Here is a 13,932-nt window from a genome sequence, read left to right on the forward strand (position 1 = left end):
GTTTCATAAGTAATAATCCTTGATCGCAGAAGTCAATATTTTTACTCATCATATATTTCATAACCTAGACAATAGGAGCGGAGCCATCATGACACAACCAATTAAAGTTACAATCTGGAATGAATATCAGCATGAGAAACGCAATCCAACAGTAGCAGAGATTTATCCGAACGGTATTCATGGTGCAATCGGGGATGGACTTGGTTCCTCCTTCCAAGTTCGTCATGCTACTTTGGATATGCCTGAGCATGGATTAACAGAAGAAGTGCTTAATGACACGGATGTACTACTGTGGTGGGGGCATTTGGCACACGGAGATGTGGACGATGCAATCGTAGAACGCGTATACAATCGTGTTCTGCACGGGATGGGACTAATTGTTCTTCACTCGGGACACTTCTCGAAAATATTCAAGAAGCTTATGGGCACATCTTGCGACCTAAAATGGCGTGAAGCTAACGATAAGGAGCGCCTATGGGTTGTGGCTCCAGGTCACCCGATTGCAGAAGGCATCGGCGAATATATAGAGCTTGAAGCTGAGGAAATGTACGGTGAACATTTTGATATTCCGCAGCCAGATGAACTCGTATTCGTTAGCTGGTTCAGCGGTGGTGAAGTATTCCGCAGCGGCTGCACGTACACGCGCGGTCAAGGGAAGATCTTCTACTTCCGTCCAGGTCATGAGACGTATCCTACGTATCATAACGAACACATTCAACGCGTTATCCGCAACGCAGTTGAGTGGGCGAAGCCATCTACACGCAGTTATCCAGCGTATGGCCATGCACAGCCGCTAGAGCCATTGAACGGATAATAGAGTAGTAAGCCAATAACCTGCCTTCTATGTAGAGGGCAGGTTATATCCCTATCAAATAATCTACCTCTACTAAGCCATCTGGCTGAGAGAGAATACTATCTATTCATAGAGACTGGACGTGTGGAAGATGACAGTAAATATGGAACGCAAGCTGCGTGTAGGTGTAATTTCAACGGGAGGCATTTTCCGCGGTGCTCATATGCCTGCTTTTTTGGCCAATCCGCATACGGAGATCGTAGCGGTGTGCGATACGCACAAACCTTCCGCTTGTGCTGTAGCGGATGAGATCGGACAAGTTCGCGTGTACACAGAATGGGAAGAGATGCTAGAGCAAGAAGAGCTCGACATTATTGATATTTGCTCGCCTAACTATTTGCACGCACCGTTGGCAATTGCGGCATTGGAGAGAGGTTTGCATGTATTTTGTGAAAAGCCGGATGCTATCCATCCTGATGAAGCAATTCGTATGAAAGAGGCAGCAGAGAAAAGCGGCAAAGTACTAATGGTCATGCGCAATAACCGTTATCGCTCACGTCCAAAGTTCCTGAAGCAGTGGATTGCGGAAGGCGGTGCAGGTCATTTGTATACAGGCCGCTGCGGCTGGATACGCCGTAAGGGTATACCGGGAAAAGGTGGCTGGTTTACGACGAAAGAGCTGTCTGGTGGCGGGCCGCTCATTGACCTTGGCGTTCATATGATTGATTTGTCGATGTGGCTAATGGGCAATCCGAAGCCGATTGCGGTAACAGGCGCGACATATAGTCACTTTGCTCAAGCCAAGATCGAAGGAGAGTCCAGACATGTAGATGGCGATACGTATGATGTTGAGGATTTGGCAACAGGCTTTATTCGCTTTGACAATGGAGCGACGCTTCAAGTAGAGGTTAGCTGGGCTTCTCATATCGAGGAGGACGACGTATTTGTGGAAATGCGCGGTACGAAGGGTGGCTTCTCTATGCGGAATGAGACATTCAAGTTATTTACCGAAATCGGTGGACACTCGGTCAATTCAGAACCGCAAATTCCAATTGGCGGCTGGGGGCATCAAGAAAATGTAAATCATTTTGTTGATGTAGTGCTCGGCTTGGCGGAGCCGGAGTTTACGCCAGAACAAGGCGTAGATATGATTCGTATTCTAGAGGCAATGTATCAGTCAGCGCGTGAAGGCCGTGAAGTTCGTTTGGACTAGGTGGTCGTGAAGATGTTAAGAAGTTGATTCGGATTCGGGATGGATGTTGTATAAGGCGAAAGATTATAATTTGAGATACAATTAAAAATATAGAAGACTGTTACATAACGAGTTGCAAGGTTGACCGCGACTAGTTCTGGGCAGTCTTTTCTTTTTAAGATAGGGAATGAAGATAGGATAAGGGATTTCTGCTGTTAGAGAATTGAGGAAAGCACGGTTAACAAATGCTTCCCTAACAGGTACAATAGTGGAATAGCATGAAGCGTATACAGTGAAACTATGCGTGTTGCACGTATGATTCATATGCCGCTTACATGTCTATGGTTGTATTTTATTGAGGTGAATGAATATGAAGGCATGGTATGAACAAAGCTTTGGTGAGGATTATTTGCTTGTATATAAGCATCGCGATATGCAGGGTGCTGTAGAGGAAGTTCAACGAATGGTTAGTTGGTTGGAACTCCCTGAAGGCGCGCATATATTGGATTTATGCTGCGGGATGGGGCGTCACTCGCTTGCACTTGCAGAGGCAGGTTATCAGGTGACAGGAATGGATCTGTCAGAGGTACTGCTTCGTGAGGCACGTCTTCATGACCAAGCAGAGCAAGTCGAGTTCGTTCACGGTGATATGCGAAAGCTACCTTTTGAAAATACGTTTGATGCGGTCGTCAATGTATTTACATCGTTTGGCTACTTCGAGAAAGACGAAGAGAATAGCCAAGTTATTACAGAAGTAAGCCGTGTGCTTAAGCCTGGTGCACCGTTCCTTATTGACTTTTTGAACCCTACCTATATAGAAATTCATTTAGTTGCAGAGTCGGAGCGGGAAGACGAAGGCAATCGAATCACGGAAACGCGTAAGATCGAGGATGGATGTGTGAAGAAACACATCATTCTTACACACTTGGAGACGGGTGAGGCTCGTCACTACGATGAGCGGGTTAAACTGTACGGTCGAGAGTCGTTTGAGCAAATGTTCTCCTCAGCAGGATTACAGCTGGATGCCGTATTTGGCGGCTATGACGGGGCACCATACGATTCAGAGACATCGAAAAGATTGATTATGATTGGACATAAACGCTAACCAACTTTTGAACTCCCATGTTCAATCATTTATATAAGCATACACGGCATACATCTTGAAAGTGAAATCCCTAGACTTTAACGGAAATAGAGAGGAAGTTGACAGGATGGCAGAAGCGAAGCGTTGGCAAGGTCAGGCATGGGCTGAAGGTGAACATTGGAGTATTACCGTTTGGCAGGATGAGCATAAGCAGTTGGAGCCCATTTATCAGATTCGTATCCCACTGCCTTTCTCGCTTCGTTGGGTGAATGCCTATGCGATGCGTGAGTCGGATCATAACGAATGGACGATTGTAGATCCTGGATTGCGGACACCACAAGCAGAAGCTGCATGGCAGGAAGTGTTGGACAAGTTGTCTATACATGCTGGCTCTCTACGTCAAATTGTATTAACTCACTATCATCCCGATCATCTAGGTATGGCGGGTTTGTTGCAGCAGAAGTATGACGTGCCGGTCGTATTGTCCCGCATCGGTTGGCAGCATGCAGTTATGCTATGGGGTGATGGCAATCAAATGGCTCAGCAGATACAGCAATTAATGCGCATGCAGGGTGCACCTGAAGAGGTCATGGGGATGCTTGGGGAGCATATGGATAGCTTTGAGACATGTGTTAGCCCACTTCCAGAAGTGACCTATATAAATGATGGGGATGAGCTGGTGTTTGGTGGGCGAACATGGGCAGCTATAGAAACGCATGGTCATGCGCCTGGCCACATAAGCTTTTACAATAAAGAACATGGTTTGCTCCTTGCAGGCGATCATGTGCTGCCACAGATTACACCTAATGTGAGCTATTTGCCTGGCAGTGATCCGCAGCCGTTGCAGCTATATCTGGAAGGGTTGAAAAAGCTTTCTGCATTAGAGGTGGAACTTGTACTGCCAGGTCACCGCAATCCATTTTATCAATATCATGCGCGTATTGATTATTTACTTCAGCATCATGAAGAGCGCTTGGCTGAATGGCATGCTATTCTCGTGCGTGAACCGATGACGGCTTATCAGTTATGTACGCGCATCTTTGGGAATATTGGACGGCTTACGGTGCACCAATTCCGATTTGCAATGGGAGAGACGTTGTCGCATTTAATAGAGCTTGAACGCCGTGGGCAAGTTCATTGTGAGCATTCTCAGGGGCAAGTGGGAGATGCCTATATGTGGAGTGACTCTAAGAAGCGAGCTGCGTGTACAATCAGCTAATAGAGGAATCTTTTGAACGAACAACAAGGTTGTCCGAATTTGGCGCTTTTTCAAGTGCCACGGACAACCTTATTTATTTTGTACCTATTTAAAATTTTTGCACGTATTTAATTTAAAAAGCTAACACTAGCCCTCTAATTCCGCCTTTGCTGCAGCGGCTTGCAGCTCGGCAAGTTGACGCATATGCTCCATATCTTCCTCACGCTCTGCTTGCTTGCGGTGAGCAATTCGACTGCTCGCAGCAGCAGCGATTGCCCCGACAATATCATCTAAGAAGGTATGAATATGTCCATCATTTTTGTCGTTTAGGCGCTCAAGGACACCAGCTTTCATTTTATCTACATAACCGAAGTTCGTGAATCCAATACTTCCATACACATTAACGATAGAAAAAGCTAAAATTTCATCCACGCCGTACAGGCCCTCATCATTTTCCACCATCTCTTGCAGAACAGGGATGAGCTTGCCTTCCTCAGCCATCATATCTAGTTGGATACCTGTCAAAATGGCATTTTGTACCTCACGTTTGCGAAGCACTTGATCCACACTGTATTTGCAATAATCCAATGTAAGTTCAGGGTAATACTTTTGCTGTAAGAACAAGACGAGCTCAGCAATATGTTCAAGCTCGATGCCTCGCTTCTTAAGTAAGTCTCTTGTCACCGATTCTACCAATTCGCTATTCAAACTGTATGGCTTTTTTGCATGGTTTTCTGTGCTCATGTAAGTCACCTCATTATATGTTCTTTCATGTATTACCGATTTATCCTACAAGTTAAGCATGCATCTTTCCAACAAAAATTGCAAATCTGGTCATGTTCCTGCCTGCTTGTTCGTATACATAGGACAAACAGGTGCGTTGACAGGCTAGGCTGTTTGTCGTTCGCATCACTACCGTTCAAGGAGGAATATATAACAATGAATCATGTATCTACCTCTGTATCTTCACGCTCCCGTCTGTCACGTCTTGGAATATTGGCTGGTATACTAACGGTGACCGTTGGATTGACCGCATGCGGTGGCGAAAGTGCTATTGACGCTCCTCCATTGGATGTGGAAATGCAAATGCTTCAGCAAATCGAAAATAATGCGAGCGGTGTACAAGGGACAAGCTTGCACATCGGAGATGAACAAGCGAAGCCAAATATGACCGTGTATGCACGTGATCGATATGGATATTTAGCTCCTATTGGATATCAATGGAACGCGAAGAGCAGTGATGAGCTTGGCAAGGCGGCGCTGGAGCTTCTAATTGAAGGGGGAGCTCATGCGGCGAAGCTGCCATCCGATTTTAAGGCGATGATACCGAAAGGAACAAAAGTCACACAATTGTCGATTAAGCCTGAGCAGCAGCTTGCCATTGTAGAGTTCTCTGATGAATTCCATCAATACAAAACGGAAGACGAGCGCAAAGTACTCGAATCCATCGTTTGGACGCTAACTTCACTGCCTGATGTGAAGCATGTTCAACTATGGATGAATGGGGAACGCTTAACGGCAATGCCAGTAGGGGATACGCCAATTGATGGCCGGTTATCACGGAGCTTCGGCATTAATCTAGAAAGGGCGGACGGAGTAAGTGATATGTACTCCACGCCAGTTACGTTATATTTCACTGCTCTTACTGAGAAGGGCAAAGCATATTATGTGCCGATTACAAGGTTGGTTACACCATCTAATGACCCACTGACCTCCACTCTTGAGCAGATGGTGGCAGGTCCGCTGAATGCGAATCAGTTGTCACGAGTCTTGACGGAAAATACGAAGATTGGAAAGATCGAGCATAAGGACGATCTTGTGACAGTTAACTTGGAAGATACGATGTTTGAGCAGGGGGACAAAGTTCCGTCTGAGTTGATTAAAGCGGTTGTATTATCGTTGACGGAGCGACCGGGCATTGGGAAAGTTCAAGTGCTTGTAAACGGAGTTAAGGATATTAAAGGCACAGATAACAAAAACTACTCCGAGCCCGTATCGCGTGTAGAAGTAGCTCCTGTATGGAAAGGGTAATATGCGACTGTACTGTAGCGGGCTGAGACATATATTTTGCATAGCCAAAGATGCTTTTCATCCGTGACTTTGTTAAAATAGGAATGTTCTAACTAAATGGTGGTCATGTTGAAGTAATGTAGGAGGCACAACAATGAGAAGCAACGGACGAAAGGCGGATGAGCTCCGCCCGATTACAATTCGTACGAATACGAATAAATATGCAGAAGGATCGGTGTTCATTGAAGTAGGCGACACAAAAGTATTGTGTACAGCAACGGTTGATGAGCGAGTTCCTCCCTTTCTTAAAGGTCAAGGAAAAGGCTGGGTTACAGCTGAATATGCAATGCTGCCACGTGCTACGCAAACGAGAAATCAGCGTGAAGCCAACCGTGGTAAATTAACGGGGCGTACGATGGAAATTCAACGCTTAATCGGTCGCGCATTGCGTTCGGTAGTAGATTTGCATGCGTTGGGTGAGCGTACTGTTACGTTGGATTGTGATGTCATTCAAGCGGATGGCGGAACACGTACGACTTCGATAACAGGTGCTTTTGTAGCGATGGCTATCGCGCTTAATAAAGTAGCTGAGCAGCATTCGTTGAAGAAGTTCCCTATTACCGATTTCCTGGCATCGGTTAGTGTTGGTGTTGTCGAGGAAAAGGCTGTATTGGATTTGAACTATGATGAGGATTCTACAGCGAAAGTCGATATGAACGTTGTGATGACGGGAAGCGGCAAATTCGTAGAAGTGCAAGGAACAGGTGAAGAGAGCCCGTTCTCACGTGCAGAGCTAAATGATCTCCTTGCGCTGGGTGAGAAAGGGGTGCTCGATATGATCGGGCATCAGAAAGAAGCACTTGGAGCGATTGTAGACAAGATTACGGCTGCAGCAGCATCCAACAAGGAGGCATAAAACGAATGCCTGTCGTGGGAGATACAATCCTTGTTGCAACTCGAAATGCTGGTAAAGTGCGTGAGTTTACGCTTGCGTTTAGCGCGCTTGGTCTCCAAGTGAAGAGTTTGGCAGACTACCCTCTCATTCCTGATGTAGAAGAAGACGGCGAAACTTTTCTTGAAAATGCGTTCAAGAAGGCAATGACCGTTGCGGAGGCGCTTCGCATTCCTGTGCTGGCAGACGATTCAGGGCTTGCTGTTGAGCGTTTAAATGGTGAGCCAGGTGTATATTCGGCCCGCTACGCAGGAGAACACGGCAATGATGAGGCAAACAATGCCCGTTTAATCAACAATCTACAAGCATTAAAGGCTGACAGCGAGCAGTATGTGCTGGCAGATGGAGAAGAGGCAGTAGGACTCAGTGCTGCACAATTTGTGTGCGCGTTAGTGCTGTATGATCCGAACACGAAACAGTCCTATGAAGCAGTTGGAACCTGTGATGGTGTCATCGTTGAACAGCCGCGAGGGAACTATGGGTTTGGCTATGATCCGCACTTCTACGTTCCGTCCTATGAGCGAACGATGGCAGAGCTTGCTCCAGAGGAAAAACAACGCATTAGCCATCGAGGCGAGGCGTTGCGCCTATTGATGCAGCGCTTGTCATTGGGAGTAGGACATTAATCTTTTCTTTAATGCCGATAATTCCGAGTGAAAAAGTATAAAATATTCCTTAATCCTATAGACATCTGATCCGTCTTCCGATAAGGTAGTATACATAAAGGCACCTTTGCAGCGTATATGTGTAAAGGTGCCTTTCTTCACATCAATATGATTCCAAATTGTGGACGGGGAAGGATGGTTTAAGATGAGTGAGGAGTATCAGTACGAATTGGAGACGCTAGCTATTCATGCGGGGCAAGAAGTGGACCCAGCAACACAATCAAGAGCAGTGCCGCTATACCAGACGACCTCTTACACTTTTAAAGACACCGACCATGCGGCCAATTTGTTCGGCCTGAAGGAATTTGGCAACATCTATACACGCATTATGAATCCGACAACGGATGTGTTTGAGAAGCGTGTGGCCGCATTGGAAGGCGGTGTAGGGGGCTTAGCAACTGCTTCTGGTCAGGCGGCGATTACATTTGCCATTTTAAATATTGCAGGGGCAGGAGACGAAATTGTTTCTTCCTCGACCTTGTATGGTGGCACATATAATCTGTTCGCCAATACATTAGCGAAGCTGGGCATTAAAGTTCATTTCGTGGATGCAAGTAATCCCGAAAATTTCCGAAAGGCCATTACTCCGAAGACAAAAGCGCTTTTTGCTGAATCCATTGGCAATCCTAAAGGCGACGTGCTTGATATTGAAGCAGTGGCTGAAGTCGCTCACAGCAATCATATCCCTCTCATCGTAGACAATACATTCCCTAGCCCTTATTTATTGCGTCCAATCGAACATGGTGCTGACATCGTCGTTCATTCTGCTACCAAATTCATTGGTGGTCACGGTACGACGATCGGTGGCATTATTGTTGATAGCGGTCGCTTTGACTGGGCTGCAACTGACAAATTCCCTGGTCTGACAGAGCCTGATCCTAGCTATAACGGCATTGTGTATACAGAAGCTGTAGGATCGCTTGCTTACATTATTAAGGCACGCGTTCAATTGCAGCGTGATCTTGGCGCGAGTTTATCGCCATTCAATGCTTTCCTACTGCTGCAAGGTTTGGAAACACTTCATTTGCGTGTGGAGCGCCATAGTGAAAATGCCTTAAAGGTAGCTCAATACCTCGAGCAGCACGAAGCGGTGCAATCGGTAAGCTACAGCGGGCTGCCGAGTCATCCATCCTATGCGCTAGCGCAGAGATATTTGCCGAATGGCCAAGGGGCCATTGTAACATTCGAGATTAAAGGTGGCGTGGAAGCAGGCCGCAAAGTGATTGAGAACGTTAAGTTGCTCTCTCACTTAGCTAATGTCGGAGATTCGAAGTCGCTTATTATTCATCCTGCGAGCACAACGCATTTACAGCTGTCCGCAGAAGAGCAATTGTCCGCTGGAGTAACTCCTGGACTTATTCGTTTATCAGTTGGTACAGAATCCGTAAAAGATATTATTCATGACCTTGGTCAAGCGATTGCTGCTAGCCAATTAGCGCGTGTTTGATCCGTAGTTATAAAGAAAGCCGCTTTCCCCGCAGGAGTTACCTGCTAAAGGAAAGCGGCTTTCTTGTGTTATATAAATTATGACGGTTTAGAAGCGCACCTGAACTTGATACGTCCGCATCCAATAATCAATTTGCAGCAGATAAGCGAACAACTGAGGTCCAGACATCAGCTGACCGAACCAAGGTAGATTGGAGCTAGCTTCTTCCGAAGCAGCGATAGTACGAATACGATCAGCTTGAATAAAGGTATGAAGTGGAGAGTTCGGATCGTCCAATCGTTCCAATACTTGCGTGCGTACAGCATTGAGATAACTTGGATTGTGGGTTTTTGGATACGGGCTTTTTTTGCGATATAACACATCGTGCGGGAGCAGTCCTTCTAGTGCTTTACGAAGCAGTCCCTTTTCTCGGTGGCCATGTGTTTTAATGGACCATGGCACATTGAATGCATATTGCACTAAGCGATGATCCGTATAAGGCACGCGTACTTCAAGCCCAACGCCCATGCTCATTCGGTCTTTGCGATCAAGCAAGGTGGGCATAAACCTTGTGATATTCAAATAAGACATTTTTCTCATCCGCCTAGCGGCTTCATCTTCCCCTTGGAGGAGAGGGACTTCTGCAACGGCTTGCGCATAACGGTCTGACGCGTACTGTTCTCCTTTTATCGCATCAGCAATTTCGGGCTTCAATAAACTGGTTCTAAGGGGAAGGGATAAGGCCCACGGGAAGGTGGAGGCGGATAATGCTTCTTCTCTATGGAACCAAGGATACCCGCCGAACACTTCATCAGCAGCTTCTCCGGATAAAGCGACAGTGGCGTTTTTTTTAATTTCACGACAAAATAAATACAACGATCCGTCTATGTCCGTCATTCCAGGTAAATCTCGGACATGAACGGCTGTTGTCAAAGACTCAACTAATTCAGGAGTATCAAATTTAATAAAATGATGTTTCGTTTGCAGCTCTTCCACCATTCGCTGTATCCAAGGCTCATCCGCATTTGGTTGGAAGCTATGTGCTTTGAAATGTTTATCGTTGTCCACGTAATCAACGGAAAAGGTGTTTATCTGACCTAATCCATTCCGCTTGTAATGCATGGCAGTCAGCGCGGTTAAAGCGCTGGAATCAAGTCCACCTGACAGCAGCGTACAGACGGGAACATCAGAAACAAGTTGGCGTTCAACCGTATCCAGTAATAGTTCTCTGACATGTTGGGCGGTTTCTTCTTCATTATGCTCGTGTTCGTAGCTTTCAAGCTGCCAATAGGTGGATAAATGGCTTCCATTGCGATCGTAGGTTAGTGTTTTGCCAGGTCGTACTTCTCGCAGTTGCTTGTATATGCCATGTCCGGGGGTTCGGGCAGGACCGACGATAAAAATTTCTGCGACCCCTTCTGAACCAATTGTTGGTGATATGTTCGGATGTTTCAGTAAGGCTTTAGGTTCGGAACCAAAAGCAAACCAGCCTTCCCCTTCCGCATAGAAGAGCGGTTTAACTCCAAGTCGATCACGAGCCATGAACAGTCTCTGTTCGGATTGTTCCCACACAGCAAAAGCGAAAATGCCGTTTAATCGATCTACACAGGCTTGCTTCCATTCGATATATGCAATCAAAAGTACTTCTGTATCACATTGGGTGCGAAACTTGTAGCCCTTCTGAAGCAGATCCTCCTTTAAATCACCTGCATTGTAAAGTTCACCGTTATACGCAATTGCATAAGTGCCGCTTTCGTGATGGATGACCATTGGTTGAGCGCCATTTGTTGGATCGATGACAGCTAGTCTGCGATGGCCGAGTGCACATGAACCTGCAATCCAAGTTCCTTTGGCATCAGGTCCCCTTGCTGTCAACGTTTCTGTCATTTGCTCAACGATGGCTGTATTATGGCTCAATGTGAGGTCGCGGTTCCAATCGATCCATCCTGTAATTCCACACATAAATTGTTCATCCTCTCTGCTCCGATACTACCGAGAAGACCGATGACCGAGCTGTCTATAAATCAAGATAATATCATGGGTATGCAGGAAGCCGGATAAGATGTATGTCCACCAGGGGAAGCTAACAAAAAAGGAGGGGTGATGTGAGTCGTCATACGTATTATGTTTCGGTTCATGCTCGAACCGTGCTCCCTAATTCCACGCAAGGCGATGAGTGGATTATTTATGCAACAGAGGATGAAGCAGCAGCGCTGCTGGGTCAATTCTCCAAGCTGGAGGAGGCTGAGACAGAAGCGTTATACCGCGGATTTAATCCGATTATCGATGTGCCTGAGGTGGAGCTGAATGCTCGCAGTCAACAGGTTGTGGATGATATTTACAACATCATAGCTAAGTTAGGAACGTCAACTACGAAGCAAGCTCTGTCCCAAATAAGGCATTGAGGAAGGGGGATAACGGTGATTGATATTCAACAAGCTCATTTTAAAAAAACGACAACAGTTGACGGGAAATTATGTGCAGAGGTCGAGATCATCCCTTTTGGCCGAACAGGGAATCTACTTGCTTACGTAACTGCGATTCCAAATGGTGGCTACGAAATTGTTCGGGTGCTGCAGGCTCATGCATATGGAGGTGCTGCTGCTCAAGTGGCGCCTGACGTTCATCAAGCGCTGGAGTCAGTGGCAGAAGAAGAGTTCAGCGACGATACGTTTGGTTGCGATTGGAAAGCAAAAGCGCATTTTCTTGATAATTTATTAGCTTGTCCTGAAGTACGTTCCCAATTGGATTCTCTTAACGAGTAGTCATGATTGTACCCATAACAGGTAACAGGAGGCGTAAACGATGACAGAATCATTTAAGGACAATAAAGGAAATAAATATGCACATCAACAAAATCATGCACATGACGTCATTATGAAAAATGTAAAGCATCCTGCACAAAAAAATCCATGGGATGGCAGCAAGCGGGATAGTAGTAAAAAGGGGTAGACTAACAAGCAATCTGATTGATTTTGGGCAACAGGCGAAGCGCTCTGTATTCTGGTGGGGGAGCTGCGCCTGTTGCTTTTTTACGCCTATTACAACACTAATTCGCTTCCCGAAGAACTTTAACCCCCATAATAATGTTCCAGACGAATATAAAGAAAGTCAGAATTGCCGCTAAAAGAGTCAATCCAAAGCTAACTACAAATTCTCCACCGAACAAGGAAATGAATACGAATACAATAAAGACGAAAGGAAGTATTTGAGAAATTAGGGCATAACCTGCATGCTTACGAGTATAGCTATTATCGGCAATGAACAGTACGACAAGCGGTAGCAGTACCCCGGCGAAAAAGATGCTGAAGTAGCTTAAAGCGGCAAGTAAATGTTTCGAAGACAAAGGAATCACCTCTTTACTTTTTCTAAAGTAGCATATGCGAAATAGGAACGTTTATTTTCTAGAGTTTACCCATTTTGGAGAGGTTGTAACAAAAGTAGAAGTGTGGAAGTGACGATTGTATAAATAAGCGTACATATTAATTGGATAAAGCTAGGCGGCTTCATAATTTGTTTTTTGCGCGGCTGGTTTCACTTATCTAAGCTGCCTTGACCAATCATAACGAATCTGATTCTGTCCAATTTTCTCATACCAGTTATTTTCATGTCTTCTTGCTTATGAAATCTTTTTTAATAGCAAATTTTCTCTCGTTTTGTTTGAGCTATAGGCAGATCCAAGTATCGTTGCAGTTGAAAAGATTTCTGGAGCTGTTATAAACTCTGGGAAGTACGGTATAAATGGAACGTTCTTCAATAATTCGAATGATTTTTTAGGGATTGCAGTTAATAATGGTAGTGGTATCGGCGGCAACGCAACATTTACAGCTTACGGGAATAAAACTCGTGGAACTTTTTATAGCTATCATCATTTACGTGGTAACTATCGTGTAAATGAAGTAGCCAACGTTTCTCGACTCTCAGATCATCCCGGGGTTCCAAATACAAATTACTTTGCTATAGGTGGTTTGAATCTTTATGTGAATGAAAATATCAATAAACAAGAATTTTACCGTCGTTTAGATGTTAACGAAGGAGCTTCTGGAATTAATGATGTTATAAGTAGAACCGGTAATACTTACTCAGACCCTATATTAAGATCCCGCACTGCCATAGGTTATAATTCTAATGCTAAAATCGTTTTGGTAGTTTTTTTAGGAGAAACTCCTTGGGGTATGAGAGAATTCATGAAAAATCAAGGGTGTTTCCAAGCTGCTTATTTGGATGGTGGTGGTTCTTCACAAATGCGCTTTAAAAGTGGTGCATCTAATGGCACATTCGATCCACGAGGTGAGGCTCGTCCTGTATTTAGTATGGTCACAGTTAATCCGACATCCTGGAACCAAAACAAAAAAAGGGAAGGGGAGACCCCAATGTCATTAAGTTAAGGCACAGGATCAAAAATTAAGAACAAGAGTAGGTTTATCGAAAAAAGATAACCTGCTCTTTTTTGCGCAAAAATGAGAAATAGCACTTGACAAGCAGATGGAAATGTATAACGTAGCCCCTTGAAAAAACGAGGAGGTTACGCCAATGAATGAGTACGCGAATTCGCTAAAAGAAACACTGACATCCCTCATAAGAGAAATGTCAGCCGCACCAGCACCTTATG

General features: G+C 45.2%; 15 protein-coding genes. 12 read left to right on the top strand and 3 right to left on the bottom strand.

Features of this window, described 5'->3' with window-relative positions; all coding sequences use genetic code 11:
• The first annotated feature begins 88 nt into the window (after window positions 1-88).
• The 4 genes from IFO66_RS18530 (at window position 89) to IFO66_RS18545 (ending at window position 4,288) form a co-directional block, all read left to right on the top strand.
• Complete coding sequence (locus tag IFO66_RS18530) at window positions 89-814, top strand: ThuA domain-containing protein (RefSeq protein ID WP_192026590.1); 726 nt, start codon at window positions 89-91, stop codon at window positions 812-814.
• 130 nt (window positions 815-944) lie between these two features.
• Window positions 945-2,006, top strand: a complete 1,062-nt coding sequence (locus IFO66_RS18535) for a Gfo/Idh/MocA family protein (RefSeq protein WP_225445885.1) — start codon at window positions 945-947, stop codon at window positions 2,004-2,006.
• A gap of 349 nt (window positions 2,007-2,355) precedes the next feature.
• Window positions 2,356-3,090: a class I SAM-dependent methyltransferase gene (locus IFO66_RS18540; protein WP_192026591.1), complete on the top strand. Its 735-nt coding sequence runs from the start codon at window positions 2,356-2,358 to the stop codon at window positions 3,088-3,090.
• 106 nt (window positions 3,091-3,196) lie between these two features.
• A complete protein-coding gene (locus tag IFO66_RS18545) occupies window positions 3,197-4,288 on the top strand; it encodes an MBL fold metallo-hydrolase (RefSeq protein ID WP_192026592.1) in 1,092 nt (363 codons plus the stop codon).
• 126 nt (window positions 4,289-4,414) lie between these two features.
• Here the strand turns inward: IFO66_RS18545 and IFO66_RS18550 are convergent, their stop codons facing one another.
• The gene (locus tag IFO66_RS18550) at window positions 4,415-5,011 is read right to left on the bottom strand and encodes a phosphatidylglycerophosphatase A family protein (protein ID WP_192026593.1); all 597 of its coding nucleotides are present in this window, start codon (window positions 5,009-5,011) and stop codon (window positions 4,415-4,417) included.
• 195 nt (window positions 5,012-5,206) lie between these two features.
• On the opposite strand from IFO66_RS18550, the gene IFO66_RS18555 reads away from it, so the two are divergent.
• From IFO66_RS18555 to IFO66_RS18570, 4 genes are all read left to right on the top strand, one after another.
• Window positions 5,207-6,298, top strand: a complete 1,092-nt coding sequence (locus IFO66_RS18555) for a GerMN domain-containing protein (RefSeq protein WP_192026594.1) — start codon at window positions 5,207-5,209, stop codon at window positions 6,296-6,298.
• A gap of 133 nt (window positions 6,299-6,431) precedes the next feature.
• Complete coding sequence (gene rph / locus IFO66_RS18560) at window positions 6,432-7,193, top strand: ribonuclease PH (protein ID WP_192026595.1); 762 nt, start codon at window positions 6,432-6,434, stop codon at window positions 7,191-7,193.
• A 5-nt stretch (window positions 7,194-7,198) separates the two neighbouring features.
• Window positions 7,199-7,855: an XTP/dITP diphosphatase gene (locus IFO66_RS18565; protein ID WP_192026596.1), complete on the top strand. Its 657-nt coding sequence runs from the start codon at window positions 7,199-7,201 to the stop codon at window positions 7,853-7,855.
• Window positions 7,856-8,039: 184 nt separating this feature from the next.
• Window positions 8,040-9,341, top strand: a complete 1,302-nt coding sequence (locus IFO66_RS18570) for a homocysteine synthase (RefSeq protein ID WP_192026597.1) — start codon at window positions 8,040-8,042, stop codon at window positions 9,339-9,341.
• 87 nt (window positions 9,342-9,428) lie between these two features.
• Here the strand turns inward: IFO66_RS18570 and asnB are convergent, their stop codons facing one another.
• Entirely contained in the window at window positions 9,429-11,282 is a 1,854-nt protein-coding gene (gene asnB, locus IFO66_RS18575) for an asparagine synthase (glutamine-hydrolyzing) (protein WP_192026598.1), read from the bottom strand.
• Window positions 11,283-11,425: 143 nt separating this feature from the next.
• On the opposite strand from asnB, the gene IFO66_RS18580 reads away from it, so the two are divergent.
• The 3 genes from IFO66_RS18580 to IFO66_RS18590 are packed head-to-tail and all read left to right on the top strand — an operon-like array spanning window position 11,426 to window position 12,272.
• On the top strand, window positions 11,426-11,725 hold the full coding sequence (locus tag IFO66_RS18580; RefSeq protein WP_192026599.1) for a hypothetical protein: 300 nt from the start codon (window positions 11,426-11,428) through the stop codon (window positions 11,723-11,725).
• Window positions 11,726-11,740: 15 nt separating this feature from the next.
• Window positions 11,741-12,085 (top strand): carboxypeptidase, encoded by a 345-nt coding sequence (locus tag IFO66_RS18585; RefSeq protein WP_192026600.1) that lies wholly within the window; start codon window positions 11,741-11,743, stop codon window positions 12,083-12,085.
• A gap of 40 nt (window positions 12,086-12,125) precedes the next feature.
• Window positions 12,126-12,272 carry a hypothetical protein gene (locus tag IFO66_RS18590; protein WP_169449354.1) on the top strand — a complete coding sequence of 49 codons (147 nt, stop codon included), beginning with the start codon at window positions 12,126-12,128 and terminating at the stop codon, window positions 12,270-12,272.
• Between the two features lie 97 nt (window positions 12,273-12,369).
• Here IFO66_RS18590 and IFO66_RS18595 read toward each other — a convergent pair whose 3' ends face one another.
• Window positions 12,370-12,666: a magnetosome magnetite crystal formation protein family gene (locus tag IFO66_RS18595; RefSeq protein WP_192026601.1), complete on the bottom strand. Its 297-nt coding sequence runs from the start codon at window positions 12,664-12,666 to the stop codon at window positions 12,370-12,372.
• Window positions 12,667-13,057: 391 nt separating this feature from the next.
• Between IFO66_RS18595 and IFO66_RS18600 the strand changes: the two genes are divergently transcribed.
• A complete protein-coding gene (locus IFO66_RS18600) occupies window positions 13,058-13,708 on the top strand; it encodes a phosphodiester glycosidase family protein (RefSeq protein WP_337913374.1) in 651 nt (216 codons plus the stop codon).
• Window positions 13,709-13,932 lie beyond the last annotated feature (224 nt).

Source organism: Paenibacillus arenosi (genome assembly GCF_014841135.1).
In the GTDB taxonomy this organism is placed as follows: Bacteria; Bacillota; Bacilli; order Paenibacillales; family Paenibacillaceae; genus Paenibacillus_B; species Paenibacillus_B arenosi.